The 17,461-nt window shown below is 72.3% G+C and carries 15 protein-coding genes; 6 read left to right on the top strand and 9 right to left on the bottom strand.

Going from position 1 to position 17,461, the window contains the following annotated elements; genetic code table 11:
• Positions 1-25: 25 nt before the first annotated feature.
• Together IE317_RS14995 and smc are read left to right on the top strand one after the other, a co-directional pair.
• Entirely contained in the window at positions 26-322 is a 297-nt protein-coding gene (locus tag IE317_RS14995) for an acylphosphatase (RefSeq protein ID WP_191310521.1), read from the top strand.
• Positions 323-478: 156 nt separating this feature from the next.
• Positions 479-4,081, top strand: a complete 3,603-nt coding sequence (gene smc, locus IE317_RS14990) for a chromosome segregation protein SMC (RefSeq protein ID WP_191310365.1) — start codon at positions 479-481, stop codon at positions 4,079-4,081.
• Here the strand turns inward: smc and IE317_RS14985 are convergent.
• The 4 genes from IE317_RS14985 to IE317_RS14970 all read right to left on the bottom strand — a co-directional run bounded on the left by IE317_RS14985 (position 4,074) and on the right by IE317_RS14970 (position 7,729).
• On the bottom strand, positions 4,074-4,301 hold the full coding sequence (locus tag IE317_RS14985) for a hypothetical protein (protein WP_191310363.1): 228 nt from the start codon (positions 4,299-4,301) through the stop codon (positions 4,074-4,076). The two genes, smc and IE317_RS14985, sit on opposite strands and share 8 nt — an antisense overlap.
• Before the next feature lie 54 nt (positions 4,302-4,355).
• Entirely contained in the window at positions 4,356-4,856 is a 501-nt protein-coding gene (locus tag IE317_RS14980; RefSeq protein ID WP_191310361.1) for a DUF3455 domain-containing protein, read from the bottom strand.
• A gap of 86 nt (positions 4,857-4,942) precedes the next feature.
• Entirely contained in the window at positions 4,943-6,508 is a 1,566-nt protein-coding gene (locus tag IE317_RS14975) for a sodium:solute symporter (protein ID WP_191310359.1), read from the bottom strand.
• Positions 6,509-6,523: 15 nt separating this feature from the next.
• A complete protein-coding gene (locus IE317_RS14970; RefSeq protein ID WP_191310357.1) occupies positions 6,524-7,729 on the bottom strand; it encodes an anhydro-N-acetylmuramic acid kinase in 1,206 nt (401 codons plus the stop codon).
• 139 nt (positions 7,730-7,868) lie between these two features.
• Between IE317_RS14970 and ftsY the strand changes: the two genes are divergently transcribed.
• Positions 7,869-9,152, top strand: a complete 1,284-nt coding sequence (gene ftsY / locus IE317_RS14965) for a signal recognition particle-docking protein FtsY (protein ID WP_191310355.1) — start codon at positions 7,869-7,871, stop codon at positions 9,150-9,152.
• 400 nt (positions 9,153-9,552) lie between these two features.
• Here ftsY and IE317_RS14960 read toward each other — a convergent pair whose 3' ends face one another.
• Positions 9,553-10,023: a hypothetical protein gene (locus IE317_RS14960; protein ID WP_191310353.1), complete on the bottom strand. Its 471-nt coding sequence runs from the start codon at positions 10,021-10,023 to the stop codon at positions 9,553-9,555.
• A gap of 135 nt (positions 10,024-10,158) precedes the next feature.
• On the opposite strand from IE317_RS14960, the gene IE317_RS14955 reads away from it, so the two are divergent.
• Entirely contained in the window at positions 10,159-10,659 is a 501-nt protein-coding gene (locus IE317_RS14955; RefSeq protein ID WP_191310351.1) for a GNAT family N-acetyltransferase, read from the top strand.
• A gap of 4 nt (positions 10,660-10,663) precedes the next feature.
• Here IE317_RS14955 and IE317_RS14950 read toward each other — a convergent pair whose 3' ends face one another.
• Positions 10,664-11,437, bottom strand: a complete 774-nt coding sequence (locus tag IE317_RS14950; RefSeq protein ID WP_191310349.1) for an IclR family transcriptional regulator — start codon at positions 11,435-11,437, stop codon at positions 10,664-10,666.
• 112 nt (positions 11,438-11,549) lie between these two features.
• On the opposite strand from IE317_RS14950, the gene aceB reads away from it, so the two are divergent.
• Positions 11,550-13,127, top strand: a complete 1,578-nt coding sequence (gene aceB, locus IE317_RS14945) for a malate synthase A (protein ID WP_191310347.1) — start codon at positions 11,550-11,552, stop codon at positions 13,125-13,127.
• Positions 13,127-14,314 (top strand): DUF6986 family protein, encoded by a 1,188-nt coding sequence (locus IE317_RS14940; RefSeq protein WP_191310345.1) that lies wholly within the window; start codon positions 13,127-13,129, stop codon positions 14,312-14,314. Before aceB ends, IE317_RS14940 begins: the two co-directional genes overlap by 1 nt.
• A 3-nt stretch (positions 14,315-14,317) precedes the next feature.
• Here the strand turns inward: IE317_RS14940 and IE317_RS14935 are convergent, their stop codons facing one another.
• The 3 genes from IE317_RS14935 to IE317_RS14925 all read right to left on the bottom strand — a co-directional run bounded on the left by IE317_RS14935 (position 14,318) and on the right by IE317_RS14925 (position 17,427).
• Positions 14,318-15,472, bottom strand: coding sequence for a DUF2786 domain-containing protein (locus IE317_RS14935; protein ID WP_191310343.1), 1,155 nt, complete (start codon positions 15,470-15,472; stop codon positions 14,318-14,320).
• 58 nt (positions 15,473-15,530) lie between these two features.
• Entirely contained in the window at positions 15,531-16,019 is a 489-nt protein-coding gene (locus IE317_RS14930) for a MarR family winged helix-turn-helix transcriptional regulator (RefSeq protein WP_191310341.1), read from the bottom strand.
• 88 nt (positions 16,020-16,107) lie between these two features.
• Positions 16,108-17,427: a helix-turn-helix domain-containing protein gene (locus tag IE317_RS14925; protein ID WP_191310339.1), complete on the bottom strand. Its 1,320-nt coding sequence runs from the start codon at positions 17,425-17,427 to the stop codon at positions 16,108-16,110.
• Positions 17,428-17,461: the final 34 nt, after the last annotated feature.

The following is a 17,461-nucleotide window of genomic DNA, read 5'->3' as shown; positions in this document are numbered from 1 at the left end:
TGCGCGGTCGGTGGACCCGGAAGGGATGAAGTGCGTGAGTGAGGAAGAAACCCACACCCGGCTGACGGCGTGGGTGCGCGGCCGCGTCCAGGGCGTCGGTTTCCGCTGGTGGACGCGCAGCCGTGCGCTGGAACTCGGGCTGGTCGGGAGCGCGAGCAACCTGGCCGACGGCCGTGTCGAGGTGATAGCGGAAGGTAGTCGTGACCACTGTGAGCGGTTGTTGGCCGCGTTACGGTCGGGAGAATCACCCGGAAGTGTGGAGCACGTCGCCGAGCGCTGGTCCGACCCGAAAGGGGGACTCCGGGGCTTCGTCGAGCGGTAGGCCGTCCGGGGCCGGTGTGGCTCCTGATGTTGCTGGGGCCGCCTCCGGTGTGCTAGGCGCGCCGAGGAGGGGGCGCGTCCGGCGGGTGCCGGACGCCGCCGGGTAGCCTGGGACGATTGAACCGCCCGTACCCGCGGCAAGAGGGGTCAGCAGCACGTGCACCTGAAAAGCCTGACGCTCAAGGGCTTCAAGTCCTTCGCCTCGGCCACCACGCTGCGCTTCGAGCCGGGGATCACCTGCGTGGTCGGGCCGAACGGCTCGGGCAAGTCCAACGTGCTCGACGCGCTGCGCTGGGTCATGGGCACCCAGGGCGCCAAGGACCTGCGCGGCGGCAAGATGGAGGACGTCATCTTCGCCGGCACCGCGGGCCGCGCCCCGCTCGGCCGCGCCGAGGTCACCCTCACCATCGACAACGCCGACGGCGCGCTCCCCATCGAGTACTCCGAGGTCTCGATCACCCGCCGGATGTTCCGCGACGGCGCGAGCGAGTACGAGATCAACGGCGACCGCTGCCGCCTGATGGACGTCCAGGAACTGCTGTCGGACTCCGGCATCGGCCGCGAAATGCACGTCATCGTCGGCCAGGGCCAGCTCTCGGCGATCCTCGAGTCCAAGCCCGAAGAGCGCCGCGCCTTCATCGAAGAGGCCGCCGGCGTCCTCAAGCACCGCAAGCGCAAGGAACAGACCCTGCGCAAGCTGGCCAACATGCAGGGCAACCTCGACCGCCTCGGCGACCTGACGACCGAGCTGCGCCGCCAGCTCAAGCCCCTGGGCAAGCAGGCCGAGATCGCCCGCAAGGCCCAGTCGGTGCAGTCCGAGCTGCGCGACTCCCGCCTGCGCCTGCTCGCCGACGACCTGGTCACCCAGCGCGACGCGATCGCGCGCGAGGAGGCCGACGAGCGCACCGCCCGCCAGCGCCGCGCCGAGGTCGAGCAGCACCTGGAGCTCGTCTCCGCCGAAGAAGCCGAGCTGGAGGCCTCGCTCGCCGAGGACGCGCCGCTGCTGCAGACCGCCCAGGAGACCTGGTACAAGCTGTCCGCACTGGCCGAGCGCCTGCGCGGCACCGTCCGCCTGGCCGTCGAGCGCCAGCGGCACCTCTCCGCCGACGTCTCGACGAACACCGGCGGCCGCGACCCCGAAGAGCTCCTCGAAGAGGCCGAGCGCGTCGCCGAGCAGGAAGAAGAGCTCAACGAGGCCGTCATGGAGGCCCGGGAGCTGCTGGCCCAGACCGTGCTGCGGCGGGAAGACCTCGAACAGCGCGTCCAGGCCGCCGAGCGCGCGCACTGGGCCGCCGTCCGCGCCATCGCCGACCGCCGCGAGGGCATGGCCAAACTGACCGGCCAGGTCGAGGCGCTGCGCAGCAAGAACGGCGCCACCACCGACGAAATCGACCGGCTCAGCGTCTCGATCGAGGAAGCCGCCGAGCGCGCCGAGATCGCCGTCGAGGAACTCGAGATGGCCCAGGCCGAAGGCGGCGCGGAGGAGTCCGACGACGCCGGCCTGATGGACCGGCACGACCGCGCGGTCGAGGCCAACAACGCCGCCAAGGCCCGCGTCGAAGAGCTGGTCAAGGCCGAACGCGCGGCCGAGCGCGAGATCGCGTCGGAAAAGGCGCGCGTCGAGGCGTTGTCCATGGGCCTCAAGCGCAAGGACGGCGCGGGCGCGCTGCTCGGCGCGTCCCACGAGCTGCCCGGCCTGCTGGGTTCGGTCGCCGCGCTGCTGACCGTCGAGCCCGGGTACGAGGTCGCGCTGGCCGCGGCGCTCGGCCCGGTGGCCGACGCCGTCGCCGTCACCGGCGGCGAAGACGCCCTGCGCGCGCTGAAGTACCTGAAGGAGACGGATTCCGGCCGTGCGGGCATCCTGCTCGGCGGTCCCGAGTCCACTGTGGACACGTATTCGTGGCCGTCGCTGCCGGAGGGCGCGCGCTGGGCCCGCGAGGTCGTCACCGCACCGGCGCAGCTGCGGCCCGCCGTCGAGCAGGCGCTCGACAAGCTGGCCATCGTCCGCGACCTCGATGCGGCGCGGCACCTGGTCGCGGTGCACCCCGAAGTCCGCGCGGTCACCGCCGAGGGCGACGTCTTCGGCGCCCGCTGGGTGATCGGCGGCTCCGGCAAGCGCGAGAGCGTGATCGAGGTCCAGGCCGCCGTCGACGAGGCGGGCGAGCGGCTCCGCCTGGCCGAACGCTCGCTGGAGCGGTACGCGGCCGAGCTGGAAGGCGCCCGCGCCGAGCAGCAGGCGCGCCGCGAAGAGGTCTCGCAGGCCAAGGACGCCCTCGGCGAGGCGAAGGTCCGCAAAGCCCGGTCCTCGGAACGGCTCAACCGGCTGCAGCAGGCCGCCCGCCAGGCGCAGGCCGAGGTCGAACGGCTGTCCGGGCAGCGCGCGAAGGTCGAGCAGAGCCGCGTCCAGGCGCTCGCCCAGCTCGCCGAGCTGGAGGAACGGCTCGCCGCCGTCGCCGAGCAGCCGGTCGAGGACGACCCGGACACCGCCGAGCGCGACCAGGCCGTCGAAGAACTGGCCGTCGTGCGGCAGGAGGAAATGGAGGCGCGGCTCGCGCAGCGCACCTCCGAAGAACGCGCCCGCAGCATCGCGGGCAAGGCCGAAGGCCTCCGCCGCGCCGCGCACGCCGAGCAGCAGGCCCGCGAGCGTGCCGAGCGCGCCGCCGCGGCCCGCAAGCGCGGCGCCGAAATCGCCAACGCCGTCGTCAACGCCGGCGAGATCGCGCTGGAGCGCATCGAGCACTCGGTGCAGCGCGCCGCCGCCGAGCGCGACGAGGTCCAGGCCCGCCGTCAAAGCCGCGAGCAGGCGCTGACCGGTGTCCGCGCCAAGGTCCGCGAGCTCACCGGCGAGCTGGAGAAGCTGACCGACGCCGTCCACCGCGACGAGGTGCTGCGCGCCGAGCAGCGGCTGCGGCTGGAGACCCTGGAAGCCAAGATCGCCGAAGACTTCGGCATGGGGCTGGAGGACCTCGTCCGCGAGTACGGCCCGGACGTCCCGGTCCCGCCGAGCGCGGGCGAGATGGCCGAGTACGAGGCGGCCAAGGAGCGCGGCGAGGACGTCACCCCGCCGCCGCCGATGCCCTACGACCGCGACACCCAGGCCCGCCGCGCCAAGCGCGCCGAGAAGGACCTGTCGTTGCTGGGCAAGGTGAACCCGCTGGCCCTGGAGGAGTTCGCGGCGCTGGAGGAGCGGTACAAGTTCCTCTCCACGCAGCTGGAGGACCTCAAGGACACCCGCAAGGACCTCGAGGCCGTCATCAAGCAGGTCGACGAGAAGATCCTCGAGGTCTTCGCCTCGGCGTACGAGGACGTCGCCCGCGAGTTCGAGACGGTGTTCGGCGTCCTCTTCCCGGGCGGCGAGGGCCGGATGGTCCTCACCGAGCCGGACGACCTGCTCAGCACCGGCGTCGACGTCGAAGCGCGCCCGCCGGGCAAGAAGGTCAAGCGGCTGTCGCTGCTGTCCGGTGGCGAGAAGTCGCTGGTCGCGGTGGGCATGCTGGTCGCGATCTTCCGCGCCCGGCCCTCACCCTTCTACGTCATGGACGAGGTCGAGGCGGCGCTCGACGACACCAACATGCGCCGGCTGATCGGGCTGCTGGAGCAGCTGCGCGACTCGTCGCAGCTGATCATCATCACCCACCAGAAGCCGACCATGGAGATCGCCGACGCCCTTTACGGCGTGAGCATGCAGGGCGACGGCATCACCAAGGTGATCTCGCAGCGCCTGCGCACGACCGAGGAAGACCCGGTCCCGGTCAGCTGACTTCGTCTTCGCGCGGTGCGGGGCGGTCTTCGCCGCGCACCCGCGGTTCGTAGTGCCGGAGGTCGTTGCCGATGTGGGTGGCGTCGCCGATCCGCGGACGGCGCCCGCGCGGCGTGAGCATGCCCCGCTTGACGCCGCGCTTGCGGTCGGACCGGTCCATGATCAGCGCGATGACGAGGACGACGGCGAGCACCGCGCCGAGCCCGATGAAGAACCCCATGTGACCCCTCTCCCCGCGCCCAGCGTACGGGAGCGGGGAGAGCGGCACATCCGCTTATCCGGCGACCCAGAAGGCGTAGTCGGCCGAGTAGCGCACCGCGGTCTGGGCGCCGTCCGTGCACGTCCCGGCCGGGGCCACGCCGCCGCGGGTGTTCAGGCGCTGGATGTAGGTCACGTGGGCGAAGATCCCGTCGCCGGTGTTGAGGTTCGCCTTGAGCAGCAGCTCCGGGATCGCGTCCGGCCGCGGCGAGTTGGCCGCCGCGGCCGCGCCGACCGTGCTGCCGTCCACGGTGGACGTCCAGACCGGGCCCTTGCTGTGCAGCGCCACCGGTTTTCCGTGCTTCGACAGGACCGCGGCGGGCTGGATCAGCGCCCACGCGCCGTTCGTGCAGCCGTAGATCTGCACACCCTCGGCCGGGTAGGTGGCCACCGGCCGGTTGCCCGCCGGGACCTTGATCGCGTCCGGCACCTGCGAAGCCGCCGGGGTGGCCGAAGCCGTCGCCGCGCCGCCGACCAGGAGGGCGCCGATCGCGAGCGCCACCGTCATCCGCTTCATGGAATCCACCTTCGAAGTCCTCCCGCCGCTTCTCGGCGGGCTCCCGACCATCGACACGGGAGCCCGCCGGAAACGGTTCAGAAGGATCAGGCGGCGGGGACCTCCGCGGTTTCGCCGACGGCTTCGGCCTCGGCCGCCTTCGGGTCCGGCGTGCGGTGCCGCAGCGCCAGCAAGCCGCCCACCACCAGCGTGATGACCACGCCCATCAGCGTGTACCACGGGTAGGCGAGCGCCACCTTGTCCCCGGCCGCCTTGCTGAAGTCGACGCCGATCAGGCCGCCGGTCTTCGCGTTGAACTTGACCCCGAGGATGACGAACGCCATCACCACGACGGTGACGACGAACGCGATGATCGCGTCCACCTGCCGCGCCTTCTTGATCAGCAGGCCGAGCAGGAACGACCCGAGCAGCGCGCCGTAGGTGTAGCCGGTGATGGCCAGGCCGAGCTCGATCACCGAGTTCTTCGTGGTGGAGAACAGCGAGGCGAACACGGCGAACACGACGGCCCAGATCAGTGTCCACATGCGACCGTGCCGCAGCAGCTTCGAGTCCTCCGGGGAGCGGTGGGTGAACCGCTGGTAGAGGTCGGCCACGGTGGACGTCGACAGCGCGTTGAGCGCCGAAGCCAGCGCGCCCATGGTAGAGGCGAGCACCCCGGCGATGAGCAGGCCGGACACGCCGACCGGCAGGTCGTCGATGATGAACCGCGAGAACACGTCGTCCGGGCTCTGCAGCCCCAGCTGCGCCACGGACTTGCGCCCGTTGAACACCCACAGCATCGCGCCCACCAGCAGGAACAACGCGAACTGGATGGTGACGATGATGCCGCTGCCGATGAGCGCCTTCTGGCCGTCGCGCAGGCTGCGCGTGGCCAGCAGCCGCTGCGCGATCAGCTGGTCGGCGCCGTGCGAGGCCATCGACAGCGCCGCGCCGCCGAGCACCGCCGTGACGAAGGCGTACGGGCTGGTCAGCAGGTTCTTCGTGAAGTCGACGAGCATGAACTTGCCGTCCGCGGACGCCTGCGACGCCCAGTCGGCGGGCAGCTTGTTCAGCAGCACGATCGCGGCCACCGCGGCCCCGCCGAGGTACAGCGACAGCTGGATGACGTCGACCCAGACGACCGCCTTGATCCCGCCGATGTAGGCGTAGACCAGCGTCAGCGCGGTGAGGATGACGACGATCACCCAGTAGTCCAGGTGGATGCCGTAGTGGCCGAGGATCACCTTGATCGGGATCGCGCCGGCGAACAGGCGCACGCCCTCGGCGAGCAGCCGCGTGATCACGAACGTCACCGACGCGGTGCCCTGCAGCCCGGAGCCGAACCGCTTCCCGAGGAACGCGTACGCGCTCACGAGATTGCCCCGGAAGTACCGCGGCAGCAGGACGAACGCGGCGATCGTCCGGCCGATGATGTAGCCGACGGCCAGCTGCAGGAACAGGAACGCGTTGCCGAAGACCAGCCCGGGCGTGCTGATCACGGTGAGCGTCGAGGTTTCCGTGGCCACCACGGACAGCATCACCGCCCCCCACGGGAGGCTGCGCTCGCCGACGAAGTAGTCGGCCGCCGACCGTTGCCTCCGGCCGACGAGCACGCCGATCAGCGGCATCGCCGCCAGGTAGACCACGATGATGGCGAGGTCAACACCGCGCATGGATCACTCCTACCGTCATCCGAGCTTCTCCGCGACTCGCAACCGCGTCACGGTGCCCCCCAGCGGGGCGGGAAGGATCAAGGGCCCGTCGCCCGGGATCAGCGCGCCGAGCACGCGCGGCCCGCGGGCGCCGGTCGCCGACGGCACGGTACCGGGCACGCCGCACCAGGTGAGCCAGCCGAGCAGCGCGGTGAGGTACGCCTCCTTGCCGGCGCCGGGCAGGCCGAGGTCGTCACTGGTCTTGACCACCGCCGAGGGCAGGGCGCGGACCAGCGCGGCCATCAGCGCCGGGTTCGCCACGCCGCCACCCGAGGCGATGACCGTGGTGACGCCGTGGCGGCGGCACTGCTCAGCGACGGTGACGGCGGTGAGTTCGGTCAGCGTCGCGAGCAGGTCCGCGGGTTCGACCGTGTCGAGGCCGGTCAGCGCGCGGTCGAGGTAGTCCCCGTTGAAGTGCTCCTTGCCGGTGGACTTCGGCGGCGCGGCGGCGAAGTACGGGTCGGCCAGCAGCCGGCCGAGCAGGTCGGCGCGCACCGACCCGCCGAGGGCGAGCCGGCCGTCGACGTCGCTGCGCTGCCCCGAAACGCGGTGGGCCGCGAGGTCGAGCAGGGCGTTGGCGGGCCCGGTGTCGTAGGCGATCACCGGCTCGCCTTCGGCGACGACGGTGATGTTCGCGATGCCGCCGAGGTTCAGCGCGGCGACCGGCCGTTCGGTGTCCTCCGCGAGCCCGCGCAGCCACAGCCGGTCGAGCGTGCTCGCCAGGGGCGCGCCGTGGCCGCCCGCGGCGACGTCGCGGGCCCGCAGGTCGGCGCAGACCGGCAGCCCGGTGCGTTCGGCGATCCAGGCGGGCTGGCCGAGCTGGAGGGTGCCGCGGACGTGCCCGTCCTCGACCCAGTGGAACACCGTCTGGCCCAGCGAAGCGACCAGGTCCGCGTGGCCGGCCAGCTCGTCGACGCCGCGCTGAGCCGCGTCGGCGAACGCCTGCCCGACGCCGGTGTCGAGCCGCGTCAGCTCACCGGCGGTGCACGGGTTGGGCGGCAACGCGGCGAGCAGGGCTTCCCGCAGCGGGTCGGGGTAGGGGACCTCGAGCTCGCCCAGCGGCGTCAGCACGACGGTGCCGTCCTCGGCGTGCAGGTCGGCGGCGGCCACGTCGATCCCGTCGAGCGACGTGCCCGAGAGCAGGCCGATCACCCGGAAGCCGTGGCTGCCTTTTTTCCCCATCCGGAGGGGTTTAGTGGAGCCTCCGGTGTGACGCAACCCACTTGGTGAAGTCTTGGCCCAATTGCGACCAAGGTGGTGACGAATTGCCTGTGCGGACGGGGTGTCCGGCGCGGGGGAGGGCGGATGAAAGGATGGGCGCGTGTCGAGCACCTGGTTCCTGTTCGTAGTCGTCGCCGTCGTCGTCCTGGTCGCCCTGCTGGTGACCGGCCTGCTGATCGCACGCAGGCGGCGGATCACCCTCGACAGCCGGCGTGAGGTCGAGGAGAAACCGAAGGGCGGCTCGTACGCGGCCAGCGGGGGCATCGCCCTCGCGCCCGGCGGCACGGCTCCGGAAGTCGAGCATCCGGTCGAGGAACGGCCGGAGACCGACGGCCAGCCCGCGGTCGGCGACGACGCGGCGGTCCCGCGCGACTCGGCGCAGCGCACGGTCCGCGACGTCAAGCTGCCGGAGGCCGAGGTCGTCGAACCGACCCCGGTCGCCGAGGCGATCGACCCGGCGGCGGGCCGCCTGGAGCGGCTGCGCGGCCGCCTGACGAAGTCGCGCTCGATGTTCGGCACGAGCCTGCTGGGCCTGCTCGGCGCGGGTGACCTCGACGAGGACTCCTGGCAGGACGTCGAGGACACGCTCCTGATGGCCGACCTGGGCGCGGCCACGACGAACCAGATCGTCGAGCGCCTGCGCGACGAGCTCTCCCGGCGCGCGGTGCGCTCGTCGGCCGAGGCGCGCGAAGTGCTGCACGAGGTGCTGACCGCCCAGCTGTCCACCGACGGCCACCGGGCGGTGCGGGCGCTGCCGCACACCGTCGACGGCAAGAAGCAGCCCGCGGTGGTGCTGGTGGCGGGGGTCAACGGCACGGGCAAGACGACGACCACGGGCAAGCTCGCCCGCGTCCTGGTCGCCCAGGGCGGCACGGTGTTGCTGGGCGCGGCGGACACGTTCCGCGCGGCGGCGGCCGACCAGCTGCAGACGTGGGCCGAACGCGTGGGCGCGGAGGTCGTCCGCGGCAAGGAAGGCGCGGACCCGGCGGCGGTGGCGTTCGACGCGGTCAAGCGCGGCGTGGACACCGGCGTCGACGCGGTCCTGGTCGACACGGCGGGCCGGCTGCACACGAAGACCGGCCTGATGGACGAGCTGGGCAAGGTCAAGCGCGTCGTGGAGAAGCAGGCGAAGGTCGACGAGGTCCTGCTGGTCCTGGACGCGACCACGGGCCAGAACGGGCTCATGCAGGCCCGGGTGTTCGCCGAGGTCATCGACGTGACGGGGATCGTCCTGACGAAGCTGGACGGGACAGCCAAGGGCGGCATCGTGTTCCAGGTCCAGAAGGAGCTGGGGGTCCCGGTGAAGCTGGTCGGCCTCGGCGAGGGACCGGACGACCTGGCGCCGTTCGAGCCGGGCGCCTTCGTGGACGCGCTGCTGGGCTAGGTGATCGGCTGCCCGGTGCTCCAGTCGTAGACCGTCGCGCCGAGATGCAGAGAGTTCTGGTGGGCCATGCAGAGCCCTTTCCAGCTCGCCGAGCTTCATCGGCACGGGCACGCCCGCGGTCCGCTCGCCTTGGCGCGGCACAGGCTGAAACGCCACCAGCACCGCCCGCCGTCCGGCGAGCGGGGCGCGCACGGTGATGTCGAGGTCGCTGGTGACGTCGCCGAGCCGGTGCCGCCGCGGCGGGGCCGCCGGTGGCCGAACGACCTGGCGCCGTTCGAGCCGGGCGCCTTCGTGGACGCACTCCTGGACTGGGTGATCGGCTGCCCGGTCTGGCCGAGCCGGATGAGCGATCCGGTGATCGGTTCAACCACTGCTCTCCCCTCGACACCGGGTGGGCCGGCTAAATGCGGAAGAGCGGGGTTCCGTCCGCCTTCCGCAGCCCCAGCTGGAGGATCACCGGCGCCGACGGGCGGTTGACCGGGATCAGGCACGGGGACGTCCGCCGGGCCGCGATCGTGAGATGGGACCAGCCGATGCCCTGCAGGGTCCGGCGGGCCGGGTCGACCACCATCGCCGCGCCGAAGTAGCGGCCGCCCGGGAGGGCGATGCGGGCGGTGTGGCCGAGGACCGCCGGGAACGCCGTGCCCGTCCGGCTGCCGTCCTCCTGGAGCGTGATGATCACCGGCGTCCGGGCCTTCGCGGCGAGGTGGTGGCGGACGCTAATCTCGACCGTCCCGGCCGGGGTCTTGGCCGGGCGTGGCCAGGCCGGCGGTGCGGCGGGTCCGTCGAGCGCGCGGTCGACGAGCCGGTCCAGGAGGTTCGAAGCGGCGCACTGGGCGAGCCAGGCCAGGGCTCCGGTGTGCGGGTCCATGCGGTCCTCCCGCGATATTCGGGTGACGGCGGCGGCGACGCGAGCGCAGAATCCGGGCATGCCCGGTTGACGCCCGCGTGCCCCTCCTCGTGGAAGACGCCCCGAAGCCGTCGTTCGCTACGAGAGAGGACCAGCATGACCGCCATTTCCGGCGATCGGGTGCGCCTGCGCCCGATCGGCCCAGCCGACCGCGTCCGGGTGCGCGAAATCCTCGCCACCCCGGAGGTCGCCCGCTGGTGGGGCGACCCGGATCGGGAAACTGAAGGCCTGTACGAGGTCGAAGAGGGTTACACCGTCTACGTGATCGAGTCCGGCGGTGAAGTCGTCGGCCTGATCCAGAGCTGCGAGGAGCTGGACCCGCAGTACCGCCACGCGGGCATCGACATCTCGGTGCACCCGGACTTCCACGGCCGCGGCCTCGGCACGGACGCGATCCGGGCACTCGCCGCGCACCTGTTCGCCCAGGGCCACCACCGGCTGACGATCGACCCGGCGGCGGCCAACGAGACGGCGATCCGGGTGTACACGAAGGTGGGCTTCCGGCCGGTCGGGGTGCTGCGGAACTACGAACGCGCCCCGGACGGCACCTGGCACGACGGGCTGCTGATGGACCTCCTGGACGGCGAGTTGACGTAGGCCCTCAGACGGTGACGGCCTGCGACAGGCTCGCCCCCAGCGCGTCCGCCACCCGCTGCACCGCCGGGGCGATGTGCGCCACCGCCTCGGCGGTCAGCCGTCCGGACGGCCCCGACACCGACACCGCCGCCGGCACCGGCGCGCCCGGCACGGCCACCGCCACGCACCGCACGCCCAGCTCCTGCTCCGCCTCGTCCAGCGCGTAGCCCTGCGAAGCGATCCGCTCCAGCTCCACCGCCAGCGCGTCCGGGTCGGTGAACGTGTGGTCCGTGTACGCGGGCATGCCCGTCCGCGACAGGAGCTCACGGACGTCGGAAGAGGGCAGGTGGGCGAGCATCGCCTTGCCCACGCCCGTCCCGTGCGGCAGCAACCGCCGCCCGACCTCGGTGAACATCCGCATCGAGTGCTTCGACGGCACCTGCGCCACGTACACGACCTCGTCGCGCTCCAGGACCGCCAGGTTCGCCGTCTCGCCGACCTCCTCCACCAGCTCCGCCAGCAGCGGCCGCGCCCACGCGCCGAACTGCATGCTCGCGTTCTCGCCCAGCCGGATCAGGCGCGCGCCGAGCGCGTACCGGCGGTTGGTGTTCTGGCGGACGTACCCCAGGTCGACCAGGGTGCGGATGAGCCGGTGGATCGTCGGCATCGGCAGCCCGGACAGGCTGGCCAGCTCGGACAGGCTGGCCTCGCCGCCGGTGTCCGCGAGGTGTTCCAGCAGCTCGAAGGCGCGCTGCAGGGACTGGACGCCGCCGTCGCGACCGTTCTTCTCCGCCGGCACGGTGGCCCTCCTTACGTCGGCGTTGAGCTTCCGCTATGCAGAAACTATAGTCCGGCTGGTAGAAAACCGTAGGGCCGTTATCCAAAGATCCGAACCCTCGAGGTGTTTCCCCATGTCTTCTGAAGTCCAGGTGCTGGGCGACCCGGTCGAGCGCGGCGACGAGATCCTCACGCCGGAGGCGCTCGCCTTCCTCGCCGGCCTCCACGACGCCTTCGCCGGCCGCCGCGACGAGCTGCTCCAGGCGCGGAGCAAGCGCCGCGAGGAGGCCCGGACCACCGGCAGGCTCGACTTCCTGCCGGAGACCAAGGAGATCCGCGAAGGCGACTGGCAGGTCGCCGGCGCGCCGCCCGCGCTGCGCGACCGCCGCGTCGAGATCACCGGGCCGACCGACCGCAAGATGACCATCAACGCGCTCAACTCGGGCGCGAAGGTGTGGCTGGCCGACCTCGAGGACGCCAACACGCCGCACTGGAAGAACGTCGTCTCCGGCCAGGTCAACCTCTACGACGCCATCCGCGAAACCATCACCCTGGAGAGCGGCGGCAAGAGCTACGCGCTGAAGGACGACGTCGAGCACGCCACCATCGTGGTCCGCCCGCGCGGCTGGCACCTGCCCGAGAGCCACCTGAAGTTCGGCGGCCGCGAGGGTGTCGGCGCGCTCGTCGACTTCGGCCTGCACTTCTTCCACAACGCGGCCGAGCTGCTCAAGCGCGGCAAGGGCCCGTACTATTACCTGCCGAAGATGGAGAGCCACCTCGAAGCGCGGCTCTGGAACGACGTCTTCACCCACGCCGAGAAGGCACTCGGCATCGAGCACGGCACCGTCCGCGCCACCGTGCTGATCGAGACCATCCCGGCCGCGTTCGAGATGGAGGAGATCCTCTACGAGCTGCGCGAACACGCCTCCGGCCTCAACGCAGGCCGCTGGGACTACCTGTTCAGCGTGATCAAGTACTTCCGCGACGCGGGCGAGAAGTTCGTGCTGCCGGACCGCAACTCCGTCACCATGACCGCGCCGTTCATGCGCGCCTACACCGAGCTGCTGGTGCGCACCTGCCACAAGCGCGGCGCCTTCGCGATCGGCGGCATGGCCGCGTTCATCCCGAGCAAGGACCCCGAGACCAACAAGGGCGCCTTCGAGAAGGTCCACGCGGACAAGTCCCGCGAGGCCGGCGACGGCTTCGACGGCTCGTGGGTCGCGCACCCGGGCATGGTCGAGCTCTGCAAGGAGGAGTTCGACAAGGTCCTCGGCGAGAAGCCGAACCAGCTCGACCGGACCCGCGACGAGGTGAGCGTCACCGCCGACCAGCTGCTGGACGTCGCCTCGACGCCGGGCAGCGCGACGGCGGCCGGCCTGCGCGCCGCGGTCGACGTCGGCGTCCGCTACATCGCCTCCTGGCTGGGCGGCAACGGCGCGGCGGCCATCCACAACCTGATGGAGGACGCCGCCACCGCCGAGATCTCGCGCTCGCAGATCTGGCAGTGGGTCAAGAACGGGACCACTTTGGACAGTGGCGACACGGTCACGGCGGAGCTGGTGCGCGGCGTGCTGGCCGACGTCCGCGGCGAGCTGGCCGGCGAGCTCAAGCCGGAACTGCTGGAGCCCGCGGTCGAGCTGTTCGAGCAGGTCGCGCTGGCCGACGAGTTCCCGGACTTCCTGACGCTGCCCGCGTACGAGAAGATCAAGTAGTGCGACTGCCCGAGGACGTCTACGACGCCGCCGACGCGCGCCTGGCTGCGGCCGACGCGCGTGTCGCGGCGTCGTACCCGGGGGAGCGGCCGGGACGGCAGCCCGTGCACACGGTCTACGTCCCGGCGTCGCAGTACAAGACGCGCCTGGTGGCCGACTGGGGCAAGCAGGCGATGCGCGTGTTCATCGAGCACGGCGACCTCCTCGGCGTCGGCGCGGACGTGTACGAGCGCGTCCGCGCCAAGCTGCTGACCGAGCCGATCGAGGACCTGCGGATCGACTTCGAGGACGGCTACGGCCGCGTGCCGGACGACGTCGAGGACGCCGCCGCCCGGGCGGCCGGGCAGACCCTGGCAACGACCGGCGGGACACCGTTCTGCGGCATCCGCTTCAAGAGCTTCGAAGCGGCGACGCGCCGGCGTGGCATCCGCACCCTGGATTTGTTCCTGGGTTCGTTGCTCGACAACGGGCCGCTGCCGCCGGGATTCGTCGTCACGCTGCCGAAGGTGACGGCGGTCGAGCAGGTCGCGGTGGCCGCGGAGGTCCTCTCGCGGCTGGAATCCGCGTACGGGCTTTCCTCGGGAGTCTTGCGCTTCGAGGTCCAGATCGAGACTTCGCAGTCCATTGTGGATACTGACGGGACGCTGTCGGTGGCGCGGATCGTGCAGGCCGCTTCGGGCCGCTGTTCGGGCCTGCACTACGGGACGTACGACTACAGCGCAGGCCTCGGCATCGCGGCGGCGTACCAGAGCATGGAACACCCGGCGGCGGACCTGGCCAAGGGCCTGATGCAGGTGGCGGCGGCGGGCACCGGCGTCCGCCTCTCGGACGGCTCGACGAACCGGCTCCCGATCGGCGACGCCCTGCCCTCGGCGTGGGCCGAACACCTCCGGCTGGTCAGCCGGTCCCTGGAGCGCGGCTTCTACCAGGGCTGGGACCTGCACCCCCACCAGCTGCCGACCCGCTTCGCGGCGACGTACGCGTTCTACCGCGCGGGGTTCACGGAGGCGGTGGAGCGGCTGCGCGCGTACGCGGAGAAGACGGCCGGGGGAGTGCTGGACGAGCCGGCGACGGCTCAGGCGCTGGCGGTGTACCTGCTGCGGGGTCTGGATTGCGGGGCTCTCGACGAAGGCGAGCTGCCGTTCGGACGGCCGGAGCTGGAGAAGTACGCCCGGCGCGAGGTGTGAGGGTCAGTCGCCGAGGCGGGCGCGGTCGGCGGCCGCGCGGCCCGCGCCCCAGCCTTCGTGGCTGCGCACGGTCACCGACTTGTTCACCACTTCGGGGAACAGCTCGGTGAACGCCGCGGCCACGTTCTTCTGGTGGGAAGCCAGCACCGGCAGCAGCTCCGGCGATTCCGCGATCGTCGCTTCCGCCGCTCGCTCGAGCCGCTCGCCGATGCGGGTGGCGTAGGAGACGAGGAACGACTTGCGGAACGGCCGCGACCGCCCCGCCGGGTCGGCGATCATCGCCCGCGTCGCCTGCACGAGCAACGACGTCGTCAGCAGCTCGACGGAGTCCAGGTCGTCTTCGTCGCCGATGACCGTGACGAACTCCCAGCGCGAGTCGAAGACCGCGCGGCAGCGGTTGGCCTGCGCGACCACGTGGACCAGCAGCGACTTGGCGTCGGTGTACGGCGTGTCGAGCCAGATCCGGCGGGCCGCGGGCCGCTCGGGCGCGGCTTCGGCGGCCTCGACCAGCACGCGGTCGAGCGCGTGGCGGGTCATCAGCTCCTGCGCCTTCGCCGAAAGCGCCTCGGCTTCCTCCGGGAACGTGCTCGATTCGGCCTTGGCCAGCAGGGCGCGGACGCGGCCCAGCTTCTTTTCGTCGACGTGGTGCCGCGCCGGGCGCTCCAGCGGCGTCCCCGGCGCCGGCAGCACGACGGTCACCGCGGGCAGCGTCTTCAGCAGGCCGAACGCGTCGATGACCGCCGCCACGGCTTCGGACGGCGTGAGGATGTGCTTCGCCGCCCACTGCGGCAGGTGCGGCTCGGTCTCCGTCCACCAGCGGACGGCGCCCGCCGCGTCGAGCTGGGCCTGCCAGTCCGTGTGCACGACCGGGAACTGCCCGGCGTAGGCGGCGAGCGCGTCGAGCAGGTACGAGCCGGCGAACTCGTCGAGGCGGCGCCGGGCGGCCTGGTGGAGGTCTTCGGGCAGCCAGCCGCCCCGGCACGCCCGGCCGATCAGCTGCCGCCCGACGCGGTCCGCGGCTTCGGCGAGTTCGGCCGGCACGGTGAACCCCGGCGCGAGCCGGTCGGCGTCACCCGGTGCGGCGGCGATCAGCGCGTTGCCGAACTCCCCGGCCGTCGTCGGCGGCGGGCCGACGGGAACCCGCTTCCGCTTGCCCACCCCGCCAGTCTGCCGTAGCGCCTTCGAGGGGACGCCGGGGCGTCACGGCACCGGGGGTCTACCGCAGCCGCGGGAGTGCATCCCGCGCGAAGTGGCTCAACGTCCGCAGGTCTTCGGCGAACCGCTCCCGGTGGTCCTCGGGCAGCGGCCCGAAGAAGAACTGCTCGATGTTCGCTACGTGCAGGCGGCTGGCCCGCACGGTCGTCTCCTCGCCGAGCGCGGTGAGCCGGACGAGCTGGACCCGCCGGTCGCTCGGGGAGGCCGTGCGGGTCACCAGCCCGACCGCCACCATCCGGTCGACCAGCCGGGTCGCCCCGCCGGTGGTGAGCACCTGCTCCTGGGCGATCGAGCGCATGGTCAGCCCGTCCTCGCCGGTGCGGCCGACGATCAGCAGCACTTCGTACATCAGGTGCGTGATCCCGCATTCGCGCTCCAGGGCCCGCCCGAGCAGGTACCCGAGCCGGTGCGCCGCGCCCTGCAGCCGCCCGAAGGCCAGCACGCGGGCGTCGTCCGCCGCCTGCCGGGCCGACGCGATTTCGGGGTCCACCGGCTCATCCTCCCCCCTGCACCCGGTCACGCAACGCGAGACGGCGGCCGATGGGGTGCGAGGCACGCCCGCTGCGCCGAGCGGTGTCCTAGTCGCCGGCGCGCAACGCGAGGTAGACGTCGAGCTGATCGGTGAACTCCGTCAGATCTGCGCCGAGCAGCTCGCCCGCCCGCCCGATGCGGTACCGCAGCGTGTTGACGTGGACGTGCAGCGCCTTCGCCGCCCGGGTCGGCGAACCCGAGCACTCCAGGAACACGCGGACCGTGTGCACGAGATCCGTGTGCTGCTCCGCGTCGTAGGCCAGCAGCGGCCCGAGCACCCGGCGGCGCAGGGCCGCGCGCAGTCCGTCGGGCGCGCCGGCCAGCAGCAGCTCGTGCACGTCGACCTCGCCGGCCCGGACCACCGCCACCCGGCCCGGCCGCCGCGCCGCCACCTCCACCGCGTACCGCGCGCTCTCGATGCTCTCCTCGCGCGGGCCCGGATCGCCGACGCCGCACAGGATTCGCGTGGCCCGCAGCAACGGCTCCACAGTGGACAGACCCGTCACCGAGGGCCGCGCCGCAGCCGCGTACGCGGTGTCTCCCGCGGAATCGAGCAGCAGCGCGTCCGGCAGCAACTCGCTCAGGACGTCCCGGCTCTCATCGCTGCCTTCGGTCCGCAACGCGACGACGCACACCTCCGCGGGCAACGACACGTCAGGCCGCGGGGCCCGCGCCCGCGTGACCCCGACCAGCCCGGCGACCTCCTCGGCCAGCTCGGCCTGGGCGGTGCTCAGCGAGCCACCCACGGCGATCAGCCACGGCACCGCGTGCCGCCCCTCGACCGGGAGCACCGTCAGCGGTCCCGGCTCGCGGGCCGCGTACCGGCGGACGACGTCCTCGGGCGGCATCGGCAGCGGGGCCGTCCCGGCGACCAGCCGGCCCAGGCCCGACACCACCCAGCAGGGCAGCCCGAGTTCGGCCGAAGCGCGCTCCACCAGCGTCTCGACCGGTGCCTCCGCGGCGGCCTGCAAACGTTTGCGCGCGCTGTCCGACGCGGCCGCCAACGCCAGCACGACCTGCTCGGTGATCACCGAGAACGACAGGTCGGCCGGCACCTCCAGCAGCGGGATCCGGTGCCGGACGCAGGCGTCGACGACGTCGTCCGGAATCCCGCCCGAGTCGGCGCCGGACGCGGCCAGCGCCGCCGCGCCGGAGCGGGCCAGCGCGGCCACGAACGGCTCGGCGTCGCCCGGAGCGTGCCACCAGAGCAGGCCGGACAGCACCAGCTCGCCGGCCGACAGGTACCGTCCGGGGTCGGACAGCTCCGTGACGTAGATGCGCGTCACCGGCCGGTCGAGCAGGTCGGTCCCGGCCCGCGGGCGCAGCCGCAGGCCGGGGAGGCCCAGCAGAGTTTTCACGGTCGTCATGAGGCTTGTAGGAAAGCACAAACGGCCCCCGCTC

It is taken from the genome of Amycolatopsis bullii (assembly GCF_014654205.1).
In the GTDB taxonomy this organism is placed as follows: domain Bacteria; phylum Actinomycetota; class Actinomycetes; order Mycobacteriales; family Pseudonocardiaceae; genus Amycolatopsis; species Amycolatopsis plumensis.
The sequence above is the reverse complement of the archived record's forward strand: the minus strand, read 5'-3'. Positions and strand labels throughout refer to the sequence as shown.